This window comes from Pseudoalteromonas sp. J2K-J979 (assembly GCF_058169715.2).
Genome location: NZ_CM200281.1, coordinates 143660 through 162250 on the forward strand (window position 1 = coordinate 143660; position 18591 = coordinate 162250).

22 protein-coding genes are annotated in these 18591 nt (G+C 42.2%); 18 read left to right on the forward strand and 4 right to left on the reverse strand.

The features are described from left to right. Positions 1–15 precede the first annotated feature (15 nt). From rplC to AC3KVK_RS00685, 11 genes are all read left to right on the forward strand, one after another. Positions 16–651, forward strand: coding sequence for a 50S ribosomal protein L3 (gene rplC / locus AC3KVK_RS00635; RefSeq protein WP_086745859.1), 636 nt, complete (start codon positions 16–18; stop codon positions 649–651). Between the two features lie 14 nt (positions 652–665). Continuing rightward, a complete protein-coding gene (gene rplD / locus AC3KVK_RS00640) occupies positions 666–1271 on the forward strand; it encodes a 50S ribosomal protein L4 (protein ID WP_086745860.1) in 606 nt (201 codons plus the stop codon). Then, positions 1268–1570, forward strand: a complete 303-nt coding sequence (rplW, locus tag AC3KVK_RS00645; protein ID WP_086745861.1) for a 50S ribosomal protein L23 — start codon at positions 1268–1270, stop codon at positions 1568–1570. The genes rplD and rplW overlap by 4 nt, the downstream gene beginning before the upstream one ends. Positions 1571–1587: 17 nt before the next feature. Further along, complete coding sequence (gene rplB / locus AC3KVK_RS00650; protein ID WP_086745862.1) at positions 1588–2412, forward strand: 50S ribosomal protein L2; 825 nt, start codon at positions 1588–1590, stop codon at positions 2410–2412. 15 nt (positions 2413–2427) lie between these two features. Then, positions 2428–2706, forward strand: coding sequence for a 30S ribosomal protein S19 (rpsS, locus tag AC3KVK_RS00655; protein ID WP_004588689.1), 279 nt, complete (start codon positions 2428–2430; stop codon positions 2704–2706). Positions 2707–2717: 11 nt separating this feature from the next. Next, on the forward strand, positions 2718–3050 hold the full coding sequence (gene rplV / locus AC3KVK_RS00660) for a 50S ribosomal protein L22 (protein WP_086745863.1): 333 nt from the start codon (positions 2718–2720) through the stop codon (positions 3048–3050). Positions 3051–3062: 12 nt separating this feature from the next. Further along, positions 3063–3767 carry a 30S ribosomal protein S3 gene (gene rpsC, locus AC3KVK_RS00665; protein ID WP_086745864.1) on the forward strand — a complete coding sequence of 235 codons (705 nt, stop codon included), beginning with the start codon at positions 3063–3065 and terminating at the stop codon, positions 3765–3767. 12 nt (positions 3768–3779) lie between these two features. After that, a complete protein-coding gene (gene rplP, locus AC3KVK_RS00670) occupies positions 3780–4193 on the forward strand; it encodes a 50S ribosomal protein L16 (RefSeq protein ID WP_490312558.1) in 414 nt (137 codons plus the stop codon). Further along, complete coding sequence (rpmC, locus tag AC3KVK_RS00675) at positions 4193–4384, forward strand: 50S ribosomal protein L29 (protein WP_009839226.1); 192 nt, start codon at positions 4193–4195, stop codon at positions 4382–4384. Before rplP ends, rpmC begins: the two co-directional genes overlap by 1 nt. Further along, positions 4384–4638, forward strand: coding sequence for a 30S ribosomal protein S17 (gene rpsQ / locus AC3KVK_RS00680; RefSeq protein WP_490312557.1), 255 nt, complete (start codon positions 4384–4386; stop codon positions 4636–4638). The genes rpmC and rpsQ overlap by 1 nt, the downstream gene beginning before the upstream one ends. 120 nt (positions 4639–4758) lie before the next feature. Next, entirely contained in the window at positions 4759–5523 is a 765-nt protein-coding gene (locus tag AC3KVK_RS00685) for a hypothetical protein (RefSeq protein WP_490312556.1), read from the forward strand. Here the strand turns inward: AC3KVK_RS00685 and AC3KVK_RS00690 are convergent. Next, positions 5507–5920 (reverse strand): RNA-binding S4 domain-containing protein, encoded by a 414-nt coding sequence (locus tag AC3KVK_RS00690; RefSeq protein WP_490312555.1) that lies wholly within the window; start codon positions 5918–5920, stop codon positions 5507–5509. The two genes, AC3KVK_RS00685 and AC3KVK_RS00690, sit on opposite strands and share 17 nt — an antisense overlap. Positions 5921–6299: 379 nt before the next feature. Here AC3KVK_RS00690 and AC3KVK_RS00695 point away from each other — a divergent pair, with 379 nt between their 5' ends. The 3 genes from AC3KVK_RS00695 to AC3KVK_RS00705 all read left to right on the forward strand — a co-directional run bounded on the left by AC3KVK_RS00695 (position 6300) and on the right by AC3KVK_RS00705 (position 7917). Beyond that, positions 6300–6596, forward strand: coding sequence for a hypothetical protein (locus tag AC3KVK_RS00695; RefSeq protein WP_490312554.1), 297 nt, complete (start codon positions 6300–6302; stop codon positions 6594–6596). A 119-nt stretch (positions 6597–6715) separates the two neighbouring features. After that, positions 6716–7423, forward strand: a complete 708-nt coding sequence (locus AC3KVK_RS00700) for a hypothetical protein (RefSeq protein WP_490312553.1) — start codon at positions 6716–6718, stop codon at positions 7421–7423. A gap of 41 nt (positions 7424–7464) precedes the next feature. Beyond that, positions 7465–7917 carry a nuclear transport factor 2 family protein gene (locus AC3KVK_RS00705; protein ID WP_490312552.1) on the forward strand — a complete coding sequence of 151 codons (453 nt, stop codon included), beginning with the start codon at positions 7465–7467 and terminating at the stop codon, positions 7915–7917. A 73-nt stretch (positions 7918–7990) separates the two neighbouring features. Here the strand turns inward: AC3KVK_RS00705 and AC3KVK_RS00710 are convergent, their stop codons facing one another. Both AC3KVK_RS00710 and norR read right to left on the reverse strand, forming a co-directional pair. Then, positions 7991–10621, reverse strand: coding sequence for an ExeM/NucH family extracellular endonuclease (locus AC3KVK_RS00710; RefSeq protein WP_490312551.1), 2631 nt, complete (start codon positions 10619–10621; stop codon positions 7991–7993). A gap of 293 nt (positions 10622–10914) precedes the next feature. Beyond that, on the reverse strand, positions 10915–12489 hold the full coding sequence (norR, locus tag AC3KVK_RS00715) for a nitric oxide reductase transcriptional regulator NorR (protein WP_490312550.1): 1575 nt from the start codon (positions 12487–12489) through the stop codon (positions 10915–10917). A 214-nt stretch (positions 12490–12703) separates the two neighbouring features. Here norR and AC3KVK_RS00720 point away from each other — a divergent pair, with 214 nt between their 5' ends. From AC3KVK_RS00720 to AC3KVK_RS00735, 4 genes are all read left to right on the forward strand, one after another. Beyond that, complete coding sequence (locus AC3KVK_RS00720) at positions 12704–12976, forward strand: hypothetical protein (RefSeq protein ID WP_490312549.1); 273 nt, start codon at positions 12704–12706, stop codon at positions 12974–12976. A 1-nt stretch (position 12977) separates the two neighbouring features. Continuing rightward, on the forward strand, positions 12978–14204 hold the full coding sequence (locus tag AC3KVK_RS00725; RefSeq protein ID WP_490312548.1) for an NnrS family protein: 1227 nt from the start codon (positions 12978–12980) through the stop codon (positions 14202–14204). 19 nt (positions 14205–14223) lie between these two features. Next, positions 14224–15408 (forward strand): NO-inducible flavohemoprotein, encoded by a 1185-nt coding sequence (gene hmpA, locus AC3KVK_RS00730; protein ID WP_490312547.1) that lies wholly within the window; start codon positions 14224–14226, stop codon positions 15406–15408. 115 nt (positions 15409–15523) lie between these two features. Beyond that, a complete protein-coding gene (locus tag AC3KVK_RS00735; RefSeq protein WP_490312546.1) occupies positions 15524–16633 on the forward strand; it encodes an ABC transporter substrate-binding protein in 1110 nt (369 codons plus the stop codon). An 8-nt stretch (positions 16634–16641) separates the two neighbouring features. Here the strand turns inward: AC3KVK_RS00735 and AC3KVK_RS00740 are convergent, their stop codons facing one another. After that, positions 16642–18480 carry an EAL domain-containing protein gene (locus AC3KVK_RS00740; protein WP_490312545.1) on the reverse strand — a complete coding sequence of 613 codons (1839 nt, stop codon included), beginning with the start codon at positions 18478–18480 and terminating at the stop codon, positions 16642–16644. Positions 18481–18591 lie beyond the last annotated feature (111 nt).

Consider the following 18591-nt stretch of genomic DNA (forward strand, 5'->3'; position numbering starts at 1 on the left):
AGAGGTTTTAGGAAAATGGCATTAGGTCTAGTCGGTCGTAAAGTGGGCATGACTCGTATCTTCACAGAAGATGGCGTATCTATCCCAGTAACCGTAATCGAAGCAACTCCTAACCGCATTGCACAAATCAAAACTGATGCAACTGACGGTTATAACGCGCTTCAAGTTACCGCAGGCACTAAAAAAGCAAGCCGCGTAAACAAACCAGCAGCGGGTCACTTCGCTAAAGCTGGCGTTGAAGCGGGTCGCGGTCTGTGGGAATTCCGTCTATCTGGCGACGAAGGTAGCTTCGAAGTTGGTAGCGAAATTACAGTAGAATTATTCAATGACGTAACAAAAGTTGACGTTACTGGTACTTCTAAAGGTAAAGGCTTCCAAGGTGGTGTTAAGCGCTGGAATTTCAGCATGCAAGACGCTACTCATGGTAATTCACTTTCTCACCGTGCTCCGGGTTCAATTGGTCAAAACCAATCACCTGGTAAAGTATTCAAAGGTAAGAAAATGGCTGGTCACATGGGTGCTGAGCGTGTAACGACTCAAAACCTAGAAGTTGTTCGTGTTGATGTTGAACGTAACTTGCTACTTGTTAAAGGTGCAGTTCCTGGTTCAATCAACGGCGACGTGATCGTTAAACCTGCTGTTAAAGCTTAAGTCGGAGATTAGTGATGGAATTAACATTGAAAGACGCGTCAGGCGCTCTTGAAGTTTCCGAAGCTACTTTTGGACGTGAGTTTAACGAAGCTCTAGTACACCAAGTAGTAGTTGCTTTTGCAGCTGGTGCTCGTCAAGGTACTCGTGCTCAGAAGACACGTTCTGAAGTAAGCGGTGGTGGTAAAAAGCCGTGGAATCAAAAAGGTACTGGCCGTGCGCGTGCTGGTACAATCCGTAGCCCAATTTGGCGCTCGGGTGGTGTGACTTTTGCTGCTAAGCCGCAAGATCACAGCCAAAAAGTAAACCGTAAAATGTATCGCGGTGCGATTAAAAGCATTTTGTCTGAATTAGTTCGTCAAGAGCGTTTAATTGTAGTTGAAAGCTTTGGTATTGAAGCTCCTAAAACTAAGCACTTAGTTGCTAAGTTAAAAGAGTTAGAGCTAAAAGACGTACTAATCGTTACTGAAGAAGTTGATGAGAACTTATTCTTATCTTCTCGTAACCTTTATAAGGTTGACGTACGTGATGTAGCTGGTATCGACCCAGTAAGTCTAATCGCATTCGATAAGGTTCTTATTACTGCTGCTGCAGTTAAGCAACTTGAGGAGTCGTTAGCATGATCCGTGAAGAGCGTTTATTAAAGGTTATACTAGCCCCACATATTTCTGAGAAAAGCACTGTTAACGCTGAAACAAACAATACTATTGTTTTTAAAGTAGTTAAAGATGCAACTAAAGCTGAAGTACAAGCTGCAGTTGAGAAGCTTTTTGAAGTTGAAGTAACAGGTGTTCGCACTCTAAACGTTAAGGGTAAAACTAAGCGTACTGGTATGCGTTTCGGTCGTCGTTCAGACTGGAAGAAAGCCTACGTTACTCTTAAAGAAGGTAGCGAGCTAGACTTTGTCGGCGGCGCCGAGTAATAAGGGGAGTTAGAATTATGGCACTTCAAAAGTGTAAACCTACTTCTGCGGGTCGTCGTCACCTTGTTAAAGTGGTTAACCCAGATCTACATAAAGGTAAACCATTTGCACCACTATTAGAGAAAAACTCTAAGTCAGGTGGTCGTAATAACAACGGTCGTATCACGGTTCGTCACATTGGTGGTGGTCATAAGCATCATTACCGTGTAGTAGACTTCAAGCGTAACAAAGATGGCATTCCAGCTGTTGTTGAGCGTCTTGAATATGATCCAAACCGTAGCGCAAACATCGCTCTTGTATTATATGCAGACGGTGAGCGTAAGTACATCATTGCACCTAAAGGTTTAAAAGCTGGCGATTCTATCCAGTCTGGTGTTGATGCACCAATTAAGCCTGGTAATACATTACCAATGCGCAATATGCCTATCGGTGCAACGGTTCATAACGTTGAATTAAAGCCTGGTAAAGGTGCGCAAATCGCACGTTCAGCAGGTGCTTACGTACAAATCCTTGCTCGTGAAGGTCAATACGTGACTCTACGTCTTCGTTCTGGCGAAGTTCGTAAAGTTGAGTCTGATTGCCGCGCGACACTTGGTGAAGTAGGTAATGCAGAGCATATGCTTCGTTCGCTTGGTAAAGCTGGTGCTAACCGCTGGCGCGGTGTTCGTCCGACAGTTCGTGGTGTTGCCATGAACCCGGTAGATCACCCACACGGTGGTGGTGAAGGTCGTACATCTGGTGGTCGTCATCCTGTGTCTCCATGGGGTAAACCGACTAAGGGTGCTAAGACTCGTAAAAACAAGCGTACTGATAAATTTATAGTACGTCGTCGTACTAAGTAATATTGAGGAATAGCCATGCCACGCTCTCTCAAGAAGGGTCCTTTTATAGACCTACACTTGCTGAAGAAGGTAGAGAAAGCTTTGGAAAGCGGTGAAAAGAAGCCAATTAAAACTTGGAGCCGTCGTTCAATGATCATACCTAACATGATCGGATTGACCATTGCTGTCCATAATGGTCGTCAACACGTACCTGTGTTCGTATCTGACGAAATGATCGGTCATAAACTAGGTGAATTTGCACCTACTCGCACTTATCGCGGCCACGCTGCTGATAAGAAAGCGAAAAAACGCTAAGGGGTTGATAAATGCAAGCATTAGCTAAACATAAATTCGCCTCTGGTTCGGCGCAAAAAGCGCGTTTAGTTGCTGATCAAGTCCGTGGACTTCCAGTAGATAAAGCGCTTGAAATCCTAGCGTATAGCCCTAAAAAAGCGGCTGTATTAGTTAAGAAAGTACTTGAGTCTGCTATCGCTAACGCGGAGCACAACGAAGGTGCCGACATTGATGAGCTTCGTGTAACTACGATTTTTGTGGACGATGGTCCTACAATGAAACGTATTATGCCACGTGCTAAAGGCCGCGCAGACCGCATCCTTAAGCGTACAAGCCACATCACTGTTGTGGTTTCAGATAACTAGGAGATATAAGTAATGGGACAAAAAGTTCATCCTACTGGTATTCGCCTAGGTATATCTAAGCCTTGGGTTTCTACCTGGTTCGCGAATACTAAAGATTTTCCTGAGATGCTTTTCGGCGATCACAAAGTACGTCAATACCTTACTAAGGAATTGAAAGCTGCTTCTGTATCTAAGATCGTTATTGAGCGTCCAGCTAAATCAATCCGTGTAACAATTCACACAGCTCGTCCTGGTGTTGTTATCGGTAAAAAAGGCGAAGACGTTGAAAAACTACGTCTAGCGGTATCTAAAATGGCTGGTGTACCTGCTCAGATCAATATTTCTGAAGTACGTAAGCCAGAATTAGATGCTAAATTGGTTGCAGATAGCATCGCATCTCAGCTTGAGCGTCGTGTTATGTTCCGTCGCGCTATGAAGCGTGCGGTACAAAATGCAATGCGCATTGGTGCTAAAGGTATCAAAGTTGAAGTAAGTGGTCGTTTAGGCGGCGCTGAAATCGCACGTTCTGAGTGGTATCGTGAAGGTCGTGTACCTCTACATACTCTTCGTGCAGATATTGATTATTCAACTTCTGAAGCTTTAACCACTTACGGCATCATCGGTGTTAAAGTTTGGATCTTCAAAGGCGAAGTAATTGGTGGTTTACCACTAGTTCAAGAGCAAGAGAAGCCAGCCAAACCACGTGCACCGAAGAAAGCCCGTAAAAGTGCTAAGTAGAGGTAGCGAATAATGTTACAACCAAAACGTACAAAATTCCGTAAGGTGCACAAAGGCCGCAACCGTGGTCTTGCACAAAACGGTAACAAAGTAAGCTTCGGTACTTTCGGTCTGAAAGCAACTGGTCGTGGTCGTATGACTGCTCGCCAAATTGAAGCGGCTCGTCGTGCTATGACACGTCACGTTAAGCGTCAAGGTAAAATCTGGATCCGTGTGTTCCCAGATAAGCCTATCACTGAAAAGCCACTAGAAGTTCGTATGGGTAAAGGTAAAGGTAGCGTTGAGTATTGGGTTGCTGAAATTCAGCCAGGCCGTGTACTTTACGAAATGGAAGGTGTTCCTGAGCAATTAGCTCGTGAAGCATTCGACCTAGCTGCTCGTAAATTACCTTTCAAAACAACTTTTGTAACTCGGACGGTGATGTAATGAAAGCTAGTGAACTTAAAGACAAAAATGTTGAAGAGTTAAACACTGAACTTTTAGCTTTACTTCGTGAGCAATTCAACTTGCGCATGCAGTCTAGCACTGGTCAATTAGCTCAGACTCATTTGCTAAGAACAGTACGTCGCGATATCGCGCGTGTTAAAACAGTTATTAACCAGAAGGCAGGTCAATAATGAGCGATGCAATCCGTACTCTTCAAGGCCGTGTAGTAAGTGACAAGATGGATAAGTCTATCGTTGTTGCTATTGAACGTCAGGTGAAACACCCAATCTATGGTAAATTCATCAAGCGTACAACTAAGTTACACGCACATGACGAAGCAAACGTAGCTAACACAGGTGACGTGGTAACAATCCGCGAATGTGCACCTATTTCTAAGACTAAGTCTTGGACGTTAGTTGACGTTGTTGAAACAGCTAAAGGTTAATTTTTAATTAACTTTTAACTGAAAAAACCCCGCCTTTAGGCGGGGTTTTTTTATGCCAAAATAATGGAACTAAACTTATGTCTGCTGACTCATAAAGGGACTTAACAAACAGGAGTTGGTGTGATAGACGATAAGTATCGTGCATGGATAATCTCGTTCGGGCTACACAGTCTCCTCTTTGCGCTACTTTTTAAGTTTCGCGTACCTGTTTACCCACAAACAAATGTGCCAATTATGGAAGCGTATGTGGTGGTGAATTTATCTACTTCACCCCATGTGAAATCAGGCCAAAAGAACCTGCTTTTACAGCAAAGTGATTTAAATCAGCAGAGCCAGCCAGCAGCATCAGCCAGTGATGCAGTGAAAGCGCTTGAAATAAGCGAGCAGCCAGAAATAAAAACTAAGCAGCCGATGCAGGTTGCAGATTTGCTTTCAAAACAGCATGGCGCGAATATTAGTAGGCGACAGCCTGAGCCGGCAGAACCCACGGACATCAAACCACTCAGCCACACGAAATTTAAACCACTCGATCCCTATGCAAAGCTACCGAATATTTCTAGTAATATAGAGTCAAAGCAGGCGCAGATCCTATTTGGGCATTCATCTTTACAAGATGAAAAAGAGTTGGCGGGTTATAATCGAATTACTGTGCCTAAAGCACATGTAAAAGAAAACAACTCTGAGGTTATCGCTGTCAGCGCAGGTGGAACCAAGCGGATAGAAAAGTGGCAAGGGAAGTGTTACTACATTGACTTAGCAACCGTTTTTGGTCAGTCAGGGATGCCGCAAGGAAGGCCGAGACTATGTCCTGGCGACAAATCAGACGATCAAATTTTGCTTGGGAAAAGCATGAAAAAATGGGAACGGGTTAGCCGAACGAAATAGGCTTGCGACCAGTGCCATTACTGGGTTTTTTTTGCTTAGCAGGCTTCGCTTGATTGTTAGATTGTTGGCTATTTTTCTGCTTATTCTGTGATGGTTTGCTGTCAGTTTTGACAGATTCAGGTTGAGCTTGATAGGCCAGGTTTTGCACTGGGCGCTCTGCAGGGGTGACTCCTTGTGCTAGGGTGATTTCGAATGTTTCACCATCAAAATGTAATAAATCGCCACCATAGATTTTTTTACGTTTTTGTAAGCAGGTTTCATTGTTCAAACCAATATAACCATCAGCGATCAGCATTTTTGCTTGGCCGCCACCTTCAACTAAATCGAGTACTTTAAGTAATTTACACAACTCTATTGGCTCTTCTTCTAGCTCAATAATGATATTTTCGTCTGACATAGTGGAACTCAATTTATAGTAAAGGGTCAAAGTTTAGAGATTATACCTGATGCAATGAAAGTATCGTAAAAGTTAAGTAGGTTTTTTAATATTTACGGTGATTGTCATCGGATGATCATACGTGATCTTTATGATGCGACATTCCGTAAGAAGAAGTTGAATTTGACCATAAACGTGCAGCCTTGCACTAAATAAGTAGGTACACATAAATTGTTACAACCGTGTACCTTTACACTTAAGCTGAATCGGCGTAAAAAGAGGCCGAAGCATACAATAATAAAAGTTTAATAGTTGGAGTAATACTTGCTTTAAGCCCTTTTGGGCGAGTTTAATCAAGTACTCACAACAGTAACAATCATAATGCGAATAGGAGTGGAGCATGGGGATCAGACTTTCACTAAAAAAAGAATTAATGGGCAATGCGCAGGGACTAACGACCGCAGAAGATGTAAGACAAGCGTTATCTTTGGCTATGAAGATGGATCCAAGTCAAAGCCAAGTTAATTTCGAACTAATGACCCGTTTCAATGATAATCACGCCAAATTGCTGTATCAGCAATCACCATGCGAGCCACAGCTTCAAGCAGAAAAACACCGTTTGTTTAATGAATTAATGTATAAAACAGAGCAAGTAAATCGATGGATACAAGATAATGGTGGCTCTATTTTAATTTAAGCCAAAATACACTTTCAAAAAAGGAGCATCGAGCTCCTTTTTGTATCTGAAACTTTCCCTTGGCAATCGTGCATTTTAAAGTTAGATTACACTTGTAATCATTCTTTAAGGGGAATAAAGTGGATCGATGTATATTGTGGCTTATGGTGCTGATGTTAGCTGGATGCTCACAGACACCCCACATCCATATTATCAGTCATGGTTACTCTAATGACGAGTTAGCCCAATTGGCGATGAGACTTCAGGAACTCGATGTACAAGTCATCATCAACGACACTGTGTCGATCCCGGATGAATTTGAAGAAACGTCTTTAGCTATCAACCCGGGGTTTCATCAGCCTCAGTTATTGAATGAGATTGAAAGCCGTTTAACTAGGTTAGGGTTTAAACGACCGGATATTTATCGTTTTGCGCAAGGGCTGCACTTTTATAATGGCAATAACATCGGGCTGTATATGAAAAATCCCGCTGCGATCAATGATTATGCTATACCGCGCTACATTCGGACGCAATATTGCAATATTGCCGATGGCGTGTTGCACCTTGCGAAAAATGGTGACTTCACTTACGAGTATGAATTACTCACTTCCAGCACAGAGAATGACATTGATAGCGACTTTAAGGTGGTAAAACTCAGTGGGCAATGGCAATTTGACCAGCGCTATCTCACGTTGCACCAACAAGGGAAAATAATTCAACGCTACCAATTTAGCCAAGGCGAAAAACAGACATTTTTTGGTCCAAAAGCAGCCGATATTTTTACACCTAAGATCATCAATTCAAATCAGGCTCTCAATTGTGAGCTGCTTATTATTTACGGGGAATAACTCTGCTATAGTTTTGCGCCTAACTTGAAGAGAGAGTTATTATGCTAAGAATAAAAAAATCGGCCACAGGTTGGTTATTTGGAGTATTCCTTTTGATCCCTAGTATGAATATAAACGCACTGAACAACCCCCTGACAGAGCAAGAGCGACAAACGCAAGCGATTGTTGATTTGCAACTCGACGCTTATAACAACCAAGACATCGTAGCTTTTGCTGCAACGTATCATGAAGATGTCGAAATACATAAGTTTCCAGAAGGACTGCAATACCAAGGAAAAGACGAGTTAATTAAGCGATACGGTAAAAAATTTGCAGAGCTAAAATGTTTGCATGCTTCCTCGTTGGTCCGAATGATTGAAGGGCGTTTTTTAGTGGATCATGAATTAGCACAATCGTGTAGTAAAGCTGCTGGAGAGGTTGACCGTAGTATTAAAGTGATTGCAGCTTATGAAGTGGTCGATGGTTTGATTAAACGGGTCACATTTATGCGTTAATTAAACTTGAAGTTTAAACCGATATAAAAAGGCCTCTGAAGAGGCCTTTTTAGTTTTATGTTGAATATTACGACTAATTCATTGTCGCTTTATATTTTAATGTTACATCTGAATAAGGTAAAAATCCGCGCGTGCGAATAAACCACGTGCCTTCTTTTGGTGCGTCAAACTCACAGGTTTCTTCGTTGCCCCATACGTATGGGCGGCAATCATATTTAAAGAAACTCGCTTGTTTACCTTGGCGCACATATAAATCGGCTTCACCTGTACCACCACCAATACTAATGGTTAAATTGTCATACCCAGCAGGTAAATCAATTTGGTAGTTATTCCACCAAAACCACCCTGAAATGTTAGTGATTTCACCTTCAAAAGCAGGGGCTTCAACTTCAGTTTTTACTTCAATCACAATTGGGTCGTGATCAGATGCTCGGTAGGCATGATTGGCGTATAAACTGGCTTGATGCTTTTCGCTTTTATACTCGGTGTTGTAATCTAAAATAATCGGCTCATCAGCGTTGATGTGCCAATCAGCAATGCCAGTGACTTTTTGCGCCATTGAACTACTCGCTAAAGCGTGGTCTAAGCTGCCCATTAATCCTTGATAGACATAAGAGTAATCGAGCGTGTTACCATTGATAAGTTTTTTAAGGTTAGTGTAGCCATTGGTTTCAAATGCAGAGATAGGATCTTCGAGTGCATAGGCATTCATATCACCAAGGATAATCACATCAGCATCATCAACGGCTGTAGGCTGGGTTGCAACCCAGGCACTTAACTCATTAACCGCCCTGACACGGGTGGCATTCCAACAGCCTTGCCCATCACCAGAATCGATATCGCCATCGGTAGCTTTTGAGCAGCTGCCTTTTGAACGTAAGTGAGTAACAACTACAGAAAATACATCGTTATGGCGCTTATCGGTAAAGCTTTGCATCATAGGAGGACGGTTACCGTAATCAAAAGGCTCCGCAGTGGTAAATGCCGCAGTGCCTATCTCAGTAATGCGATCGGTGCGGTATAAAATGGCCGACATGATGGCATCCGTTCCGACTTGTTCAGCATTGAAATTAACAAAGGCATAAGTATTAGCCCCTGCAACGGCATTGAGGCCATTGACTAAGTCTTGAATTGCACTGAATTGGCCAAAGCCATCGTTTTCCATTTCCATTAGGCCAATCACATCAGCATCCAATGCTAAAATAGCGGTAATAATTTTATCGCGTTGGCGAGTGAACTCCTGCGCGGTATCAGCACCACGGCTGGTGGGGAAGCCTGCGCCTTGACCATCACCATTGAAATAATTTAAGACATTAAAGCTGGCAATGCGTAAGTCACCCATTTGTGGGAGCTCAACAGTTTCTGGGCGAGGGTTATTCGCTACAAAAGTAGGTTGGCTGATGGGGTGAATGCGGTATTGATTAAAGCTGTAGGTCATAACGCCTTCGATAGCCGTAACCTGATCACCTAATCGGAGTGTATTGTAGGCATCGAGCTCCGGTGATGGGTACGCAATCGGGTCGCGGTTTTGCGTGGTTGAGCCATCATCAAGCGTGATCATTTTTGCTGCATTGGCGGCCATCACTGCGCGAGCAGCATCACCAGGTAAAGCGATTTGAGTTGGTTGATACAGGCGCTCAGTTGCAAGCTTTAGCTCGCCATAACGACCTAAACCATAGTTGTCAGTCACCACGAGTGGTTGACTGAATGCAACTCGCATCCCTTCGTACGTTTCTAAATCTGTAACCGCGTTGACAGGTAAGCTGACCGAGACAGCTTCGCTATTGGCTGTTCCACAGACAGCTAAACTGCTCACGTTACTCAGTTGTGTTGCGTTATAGGCTTCTTTGACCTTTGCGCGAATACGAACTAAATCACCAACATTAACATCATCTGTTTGGTGATAAACAAATAAACCTTCTGACGTCATTGGGTCATTATCGAAATGTTCAGCTAAGGCTTGAATAAAGAACCCTTTTAACTGGTTATCAGCTTGAAAGTCGGCAGTGACAACAGCTTCAACTTCAACAACTTGCCCTTCTAAAGGGCTGATGTCAGTGTTACCTTGAATGGCATGGATTTGAGTAGCCTCTGTGCCACAGACTACAGGTTCAACGGGATCAACCGGGTCAGTACCACCATCTCCACCTGCATGTTGACCCAAGCCCGAAAAGTCATCTTTAGCGAAGCTTTCCCACTGTTCATCAATAATAAACTCAGCCATTGCCTCTGTTCGTCCGCTTGTAACCGAACGGCTTCTGCGAAGAGAGCGGTCTTGGCTACGAACATCATTGTTACTCCAGTACGAACCAGGATCAAATCCAACTTGGCCAAAACTATCGATAACTGCATTGTTATTTTCAAGTGTGATAGCGTCATCGCCATTGAACCAACTGCCACCTGTGGTTTGATTTGCCAGCGATAAAACTTCTGCTGCAGCACTCGCGTGTGCAACCACAAAAGTACCCTTTGCAGGAATTTCACCAGTTAAATTGATGGTATAGCCCACCTCAGTCTTACCATTAAAGTAATACTTCAGTCGATAGTCGGCTAAATCAATGGTTGATTCACTTGGATTAAACAACTCAATCGCTTTGTTATTACTGCTTCCTTCAACATATTCTGAAATAAAAATATCTGCTTGAACGGGAGCAACGCTGGCTGCGATGAGCGCAGCAAGAGGTGCCATTTTTATAATTGTCATGATTTGTTCCTGTATTAAAACAAGGTTATGTGCGTGAAAGTACTGCCCCATAAATGGAGCGATTAGTGTAAAAACACTACGTTACATTTTTATTACATAATGAGCAAATTTAGGCACAAGTGAATGAGTTAGATTACCAATGAATTAATGCAGGTTTATTTATTCATAAATCTGCATTAGTTTGGTTTGTGCATCCAATTTTAAAGGGTCAGTATTTCACCTAAAAGGGGGGGCACTGGCTGGGTTGTGTCTATAGGCATTGACACGGGTTTTAAACTTTATTGCGAAAATGCTCAGAGTGAGACTTGTTTGTTAATTTTTATCCCTAAACGTTTTATGAGTCTGGTTAGGTTAGCCCTATCGATTAATAACGCCCGAGCGGTTGCGGCGATATTTCCTTGGTGTTTAACCAAAGCCGTTAAAATGGTTTGACGTTGGAAGTGTTCAGTAGCTTCTTTTAAAGATTGTGTACTTTCAGTCTTTGTGGTCAGTTGAGTTGGCTCGACTAATTTAGTGGAGACTAACTCAGCCTGAATATCGGTACAGTCTTGAGGCTGTAATGTGATGATTTTATGTTGTGGATTACGAGCACGCGCTTTTAATGCTGCACGATTGATAACATGTTCTAGCTCTCGGACGTTACCGGGCCAAGAATATTGGCTCAGATGAGCAATCACTTGAGATGAAATTTTAAACTGATGTGCGGCGAATTTACGTCTGGCATGTTCAATAAAAAAACCTGCAAGTAGTGGGATATCACCAGTCCGGTCACGAAGGGGGGGAACATTAATGGGGTAGACACTTAAACGGTGAAATAAATCGGCTCTAAAGCGTCCATCTTGTACTTCGACATTGAGATCGCGATTTGTTGCGGTAATCACTCTTACATTGACCTTTTGAATATGATCTTGGCCGACAGGTTGAATCTCTTGATTTTGAAGAGCTCGTAGCAGCTTACTTTGTGCTAATAAAGGCAGCTCGCCTATTTCATCTAAAAAAATTGTTCCGCCATCCGCGAGGTTAAATTTACCTGCACGGTTTTTTAAAGCACCCGTAAACGCGCCTTTAACATGGCCAAAGAGCTCGCTTTCAATCAGGTTTTCAGGCAGAGCCGCGCAATTAACATAAACCAGAGGAGCGGTATGGCGGTGGGATGCTTGATGCAGCGTACGGGCAACCAGCTCTTTACCTACGCCTGTTTCACCAGTAATCAAAATAGTGAAATCAGAAGAAGCCGCGATTTGGATATCATTTTTTAGTGCGGTGATTGCTGGGCTTTGACCAATGATTTCCCCACCATCTTTTTGCCAGGCTTCTTGTGTGAGCTCAGCCACGACATTTTGATTATGCTGAGCTTGTAATTCCAGTTTCTCAAGGTGGATAGCAGTATTGAGTGTTGCCGATGCCATGGCTGAAATAATTGCCAGTACGCGCTCTGGGATGTCATCAAATATGCTGGGAGTTAGGCTGTCTAAAGTCAGCACTCCGATTAATTGATTATTGGCATGCAAAGGGAGCCCCATGCAGGCGTGTACAGGCAAGTCATCATCGCTATCGAGCAGTAGGCCATCATAAGGGTCCGGTAATGTGCAATCGCTACGAAATCGAACGGGTATGTCAGATTGGCAAATTTGTTCAAACCTTGGGTGATCGATGATTGCAAAACGTCGGCCAAGTGTTTCCTTGTTTAGCCCTTGCATAGCGAGTGGCTTGAGTAATGAGTCTTGAAAAAGCAACAAGGCGATAGCATCGCAATGAATGGTTTTGCGAATAGTATCAAGAAGGCGATCAAATCGATCAGTACTATTGAGTGATTGAGTCAGGTCGAGTGCCAGTTCGATTAACGCATTATGTGAAAGGGAGGTCATCACTCAGTTCAAAGTAAAAAGGTCGATAAGTTTAATATATCAGTTAATGAACAAAAATAAACATAAGTGTCACTATGACTCTTTTTAATGGGTGTCAAAATGACACTATTTAGTGTTTTTAAATTGTAACCAACTGTTTATTAGTGCTTTATTTTTATTTTTTAATTGGCACTGTGATTGCTATAGCTCACTGTATTTATTTAGGAGCAAAGCCATGATATCTCAGCTCAATCAGATTGATCCGCAGTCAGAACGCATTCACTTTAGTAATCTTGCCCGTTGTCTAAAGTGGGCTAACTGGGCAATGGTTATAAATTTAGTGCTGACGCTTTTGTGTCTTGTTATTAGTTATGGTTACGCAGAGATGTTTTCTTTATATAGCCAAATAGCTGCGCACTTACTGACCATTGTTTTTGCCGGCGTATTTAAGTTGGCGTACGTATTACGGTGTTTTGCTTTGTATAACCTAGGCAGTAAGGAGTTTTAATATGAGTCATTTGATGATGCCAAATGAAGGAGAGAGGCCACTGAGTGAGTCTGGGTTGCTGAAACATCCATTGTTGAGCATGGCGTTTCGGCCTTTCTTTTTATTGGCCAGTGTCGGATCGATTGCCGCTTTAGTTACTTGGATGGGTCTGTTGTTTGGATTGTTCCCACATAGCAAATTGATATTAACGCCGATAGTCTGGCATGGGCATGAAATGATTTTTGCTTTTGCTGCCACTGTTGCTGCGGGTTTTTTACTGACAGCGGTGCAAACTTGGACTGGGCGTAAGACGCTTTCTCCCCCGCATCTATTTGGTTTGATTATATTATGGTGCGTCATTCGCTTTAGCTTTTGGCACCTTGATAGCCAATACATTTATCTTGTTATTTCGCTGCAAGCACTTTGGTGGATGTGGGTGATTGTGCAATTTTCATTACCGATCCTGTTGAGTAAAAACCGCCGTAACTATGTGTTTATTGGCTTACTAATCGGGTTGATGTCGGCTAATTTAACTGCGTTGATTGCAGATGCAACGGGTCACGTTAGTTTTGCACTACATATGATGCGCACCTGTGTTTTGTTATTTTCAATCTTAATTACGCTACTCGGTGGGCGAGTGATCCCATTTTTTACCCGCAGCGGCTGTGCTCGTCAAGGGATTAGCTTGAATGAAATTAAAACGCCAAAATTGATAGAGGTTTCAGTTGTTTGGGTGACCGCGATGGCTGCAGTGAGTTTCTTTTTAAGTCACTTTTTCTCTTTACCGATTAATACTGGCGTGTGGTTGTTGTTAGCGGGTGGTTTGCATTTAGCTCGGATGATGTTTTGGTTCCCACATAAAGTACGTTTGATTCCACTGTTATGGTCTTTACACCTGGCGTATTTACTATTGGCTATTGGGTTGATTCTACTCGGCAGTGGCTATTTTCATTCGTTATTTTCGTTTAGCACCAGCTTGCACGTTATCACCCTCGGTGCCATTGGGTTGATGATTTTATCAATGATGAGTCGAGTATCCTTAGGTCATACAGGACGAGCATTGCTTGTCCACCCCTTGATTACGCTTGCCTTTATATTGATGTTTCTAGCGACTATGAGTCGATTTGTGCTGAGCGCTTTGAACTTGCACACAATAGCTTGGTTATTCAGCGCCAGTTTATGGATTTTTGCTACAGGAATATTTTGCTTTGTTTATTTTCCCATTTTGATGCAACAGCGTCAGTCATGATTAATTTAGGAGTTTACTCGTGTTAAATGAACACCAATTGGGCTTAATTAAAGCCACGATACCTGTGCTTGAAAGTGCGGGTGCTGCGCTGACTAAGCACTTTTATCAGCGTTTATTTTTACATCAACCACAATTGCAGCATATTTTTAATATGAGCAATCAAAAGAGTGGCCGTCAGCAATTCGCTTTGTTTGAGGCGATTGCTGCATACGCTAAAAATATCGAAAATGTCAGTGTATTAGTGGCTGCGGTGGAGCGTATTGCGCAAAAACATACCAGTTTAAACATTCAAGCAGAGCATTACGCTATTGTGGGTGAGCATCTGCTAGCAACACTTACGGAGCTTGCACCTGATAGCTTCCCTGAAGAGGTGTTAGCCGCATGGCAAAATGCTTATCAGATGTTGGCCGGTATTTTTATTGAACGAGAAGCTCAATTATACCAAGAGCGACTGACAGCGGCTGGAGGGTGGCGAGGGCCTCGTTTATTCACTGTGGCGGCAAAAGAAGTCGAATCAGAACTGGTAACGAGTTTTGTTTTTGCGCCATCAGATGGATTGCCTGTACTCGCTTATCAAAGCGGTCAATATATTGGAGTGGAGATTGAGATTCCCACACAAGATTATAAAGAGATCAGGCAATACTCGTTATCACAAGCCAGTAATGGTGGCAGCTATCGTATTTCTGTTAAGCGTGAATTATCACCATTTGTGGGGGTCGTTTCTAATTACTTTCATGATGAATTGACTATCGGTGATGAAGTTACGCTATTTCCACCGTCAGGGGAGTTTTATTGGGTGGATCGCGATGCGCCTGTGGTATTAATTTCTGCTGGGGTGGGCGTGACGCCAATGATGGCGATGTTAGAAACACTTGCTCAGCGACAATATGAGTACCCTGTTCATTTTTTACATGCGTGTAATTGTATTGCAGAGCATAGTTTTAAAAAAAGTACTCAAAGGCTTTGTCAGAGTTTAAATGCGCAACATTACACTTGGTACCAACATGAAAAAGTAGAAAGCGCATTTATGGGTACTATGCAATTACAAGCGGTCACGTTACCTTTAGAGTTAGGAGACTTTTATATTTGTGGCCCGATTGGCTTTATGCAGTCCATTTACCAACAGTTGCGTGAGTTAGGCGTGGTTTCTTCGCGCATTCATTATGAAGTGTTTGGTCCACACCAAAGTGTATTTGGTAACTAATCGAGAAATAGCCGCCATCAATCGTGTTTTGGCGGCTATTTGTAGCGTACAACTTTACTTTTGTGGCGGATGGTAGTTAGATAAAAGCTTATATCAGCTCAAAAAGGGCTTGCAAGTGCTCAGAAAATTGATCGTTGTTTTTGTTTTTATTGGACTTGCAGTCTCTGCCTGCGCTTTTGCAAAGCCTACCGTGTTATTCGTGAACCCTTCAATAGTGAATGAACCATTTTGGTTAAAAACCGAAATGATTACTCGTGCCGCTTCTGTTGATTTAGGTATCAAGCTCGACGTTATCTATGGGGGAGGCAATCGATTAATTCAGTTAGAAGAAGTGAAGCGTTATTTACAGTATCAAAAAAAGCCTGACTATGTCATTTTCATGAATTACCCCGGTGGTGCCAAGGCAATGATGTCGGTTCTTGAGCAGTACCAAGTTCCTTTTGTCACTGTTGAAAATAATATTCTCGCTGTAGAGCGTGAACATATAGGGGTACCTGGAGAAAAATATCGTTATTGGCTAGGGGAAATTTTTTATGATCATCAAAAAGCTGGTGAGTTGTTAGCGCAAGATTTATTTCGACAATATCAGCAAGGTCATCATGGTCAAGCAACTGTAATAGGGTTAAGTGGTCATCATGGCCAGGAATCTTTAGCTCGTAATCAGGGTTTACAAACACGTATTGTACACACGGACTATATGAATTTAGGGCAAATTGTTTATGCCAGTTGGTCTGAGCAATTAGCGTATCAAAATACTTTAAAGTTGCTTAAGCGTTACCCTGATACTGGGGTCATTTGGTGCGCATCAGATTTGATGGCATATGGGGCAATTCGAGCTGTAAAAGAAAGTGGGCTGGTCATCAATAAAGACATTTTCATAGGTGGGTTTGATTGGCTTAACACGTCGTTAGAAAAAATAAAGCAAGGTGAGATGTCTGCGTCTATCGGTGGGCATTTCATGATGGGAGCATGGGCGCTGATAAGTATTTATGATCATCTTAATGGGGTAAAATACTGGCAAAAATCGATAAATAAACAGTTAGTATTTGAGCTAGAGTTAGTCAATGCGAACAATGTAAGCTCACTGCAACCTTTGATGGAGCAAAATAAAAATGCATGGATTGAATTCGATTTTAAGCAATTTAGTTTAGTTACTCAGCAACAAGTTCAGTATGAGTTTAGCGTTAAAAAGCTGCTTCTTAACTTGAAGGCACAAGGTATTTAAGCTGGTTTTTATTCGTTTTTTAGCATTTGGGTTAATTGTTCTTGGGTTATGGGTTTACTGAGTAAAAACCCTTGAATAATGTCACACCGTTCATCAACCAGCCAACTCAATTGCGCATCAGTTTCGACGCCCTCAGCCACAACTTTTACTTTTAACTCTTGCGCTAATTGTAAAACAAAGCGCGCGATAGCATTGTGTTCAGGCAAAGTTTGAATAAATGCACGGTCAATTTTGAGCGTATCAAACGGCAGGTGATTGACTTGTGAGAGGCTAGAAAACCCTGTACCAAAGTCATCAATTGCTACTGTCACACCTAAGCTTTGTAGTTGAGTTAACTGTGAAACAACATAGTCAGAGTTGGCCATCGCTGCTTCGGTGATTTCGATTTCCAGTACTTGATAGGGGAGTTGATAGCGTTCGGCCAAGTTTTTCACAATAGTGTACAGATCAACTTCATAATTAAAGTTCACAGAAGAAAAGTTCACTGCGACGCGAAAGTCATCACGTTCTAAATTCGCGGCAAATTGCCAAGCTTTTTTTAAAACGATGAGGTCGATTTGGCAAATCAAATTAAAGCGTTCTGCGAGGGGAATGAAAATCCATGGTGACACCCATTGACCATCACTTTGCCAACGAGCAAGCGCTTCACATCCGACAATCAATTGTGTATTGGACGCTGAAAATTTGGGCTGGTAGGCGATACTGATATCTTCATTGTGGATGGCTGATTTAAGCTTTTGTTCAAGTGCTTGTTCTTGCTTTGAGTGAGCGAGAAGGTTATTTGAAACTGGGTAGAGATCATTGGTGTGATTGGCTTTTTCGGCTAGGTTCAAATGTAATTGCGCTAATTGAATTTTCTCGCCGAAGTTTTGTGTAAGTCGGGCAGGGGCAAAGCCAAAGAGTGTTTTTAATCGTACTTCATATTGACCAATGATAAATACTTGACGTACGAGTTCGGTGACTTGTTGAGTAATTAAATTGACTTGTTCTTCAGGGCCTTCGAATAAAATCACCCATTGAGTTAAGCTCAGATTATACCAAGAAATAGGTAACTGTAGTTGTTTGGTCCGCTTGCTGAGGATGCGTAAGGTTTTATCTGTAGTAGTGTAACCAAAATCATTGGTAATTTCTTTTAGCCCTTGCCATTCAACGACGAGCAAATGGTAAGGTTGATCCTGCGCATCATACTGCTTGAGTGATTTAAACAGTGCGCGGCGATTGGGTAAATTAGAAATCGTATCACTATTGATTAGTTTGGATATTTCAAACCGATAGTCAAGCAATGAACTCCCGACTAAGGCAAAGCACACAGAGATATTTACCAAGGCTGTCGCAGAGATGTAAATAATCGGCGAGATTCCTGCAATTTCTTCACGAAAAATAACCGTAGCAACAGAGGTTAAAAATAAAAACACTAAGGTTTTATCAGCAAAATTACGCTTTAAAGGCCTTAAGAAAAAACTAACAGCAATGAGAGCTTGGCTGCTGGCGATGTAATAAGCAAAAGGAAGGCTAAAGCCTAAGTTGAGTGAGCCACTAAAATAAAGTCCCAAATCAATGACAGCGAGTGCTTTGAGCCAGTTAGGGGAGTTATTGCGTATCAGAGATGCCCAGACAAAGCTAAATAAACCGAGATGATAAATGAAACGTTCTGCTAGCTGTGTGTGATGCGCTACAGATGGCACGATAAGCTTTAACGAAATAATCATCCAGTAAATAGCTAAAAAAGCACAAGCAAATACAAAAAATAGATTACGGTCTTTGCGATTTTTTAATTGGAAAAAAATCATCAAAGCCGTTAGCAAATAAACAGACGCATAGACGAGTCTTATAGCAATAGCATCCAAGAAAATGTCCTAATAATAAAAGGTTGAAAATAGAGGCTACCTAAATTTTAGTTCAAATTATGCAGTTTGAAAGTGTTGACCTAAATGATGATATCGATCAATTGCCAAAGG

Bases quoted from the DNA above. Each gene is read 5' to 3' on its own strand.
- rplC (WP_086745859.1), top strand. From the start codon at position 16: ATGGCATTAGGTCTAGTCGGTCGTAAAGTGGGCATGACTCGTATCTTC.
- rplD (WP_086745860.1), top strand. From the start codon at position 666: ATGGAATTAACATTGAAAGACGCGTCAGGCGCTCTTGAAGTTTCCGAA.
- rplW (WP_086745861.1), top strand. From the start codon at position 1,268: ATGATCCGTGAAGAGCGTTTATTAAAGGTTATACTAGCCCCACATATT.
- rplB (WP_086745862.1), top strand. From the start codon at position 1,588: ATGGCACTTCAAAAGTGTAAACCTACTTCTGCGGGTCGTCGTCACCTT.
- rpsS (WP_004588689.1), top strand. From the start codon at position 2,428: ATGCCACGCTCTCTCAAGAAGGGTCCTTTTATAGACCTACACTTGCTG.
- rplV (WP_086745863.1), top strand. From the start codon at position 2,718: ATGCAAGCATTAGCTAAACATAAATTCGCCTCTGGTTCGGCGCAAAAA.
- rpsC (WP_086745864.1), top strand. From the start codon at position 3,063: ATGGGACAAAAAGTTCATCCTACTGGTATTCGCCTAGGTATATCTAAG.
- rplP (WP_490312558.1), top strand. From the start codon at position 3,780: ATGTTACAACCAAAACGTACAAAATTCCGTAAGGTGCACAAAGGCCGC.
- rpmC (WP_009839226.1), top strand. From the start codon at position 4,193: ATGAAAGCTAGTGAACTTAAAGACAAAAATGTTGAAGAGTTAAACACT.
- rpsQ (WP_490312557.1), top strand. From the start codon at position 4,384: ATGAGCGATGCAATCCGTACTCTTCAAGGCCGTGTAGTAAGTGACAAG.
- AC3KVK_RS00690 (WP_490312555.1), bottom strand. From the start codon at position 5,920: ATGTCAGACGAAAATATCATTATTGAGCTAGAAGAAGAGCCAATAGAG.
- AC3KVK_RS00695 (WP_490312554.1), top strand. From the start codon at position 6,300: ATGGGGATCAGACTTTCACTAAAAAAAGAATTAATGGGCAATGCGCAG.
- AC3KVK_RS00705 (WP_490312552.1), top strand. From the start codon at position 7,465: ATGCTAAGAATAAAAAAATCGGCCACAGGTTGGTTATTTGGAGTATTC.
- AC3KVK_RS00710 (WP_490312551.1), bottom strand. From the start codon at position 10,621: ATGACAATTATAAAAATGGCACCTCTTGCTGCGCTCATCGCAGCCAGC.
- norR (WP_490312550.1), bottom strand. From the start codon at position 12,489: ATGACCTCCCTTTCACATAATGCGTTAATCGAACTGGCACTCGACCTG.
- AC3KVK_RS00720 (WP_490312549.1), top strand. From the start codon at position 12,704: ATGATATCTCAGCTCAATCAGATTGATCCGCAGTCAGAACGCATTCAC.
- AC3KVK_RS00725 (WP_490312548.1), top strand. From the start codon at position 12,978: ATGAGTCATTTGATGATGCCAAATGAAGGAGAGAGGCCACTGAGTGAG.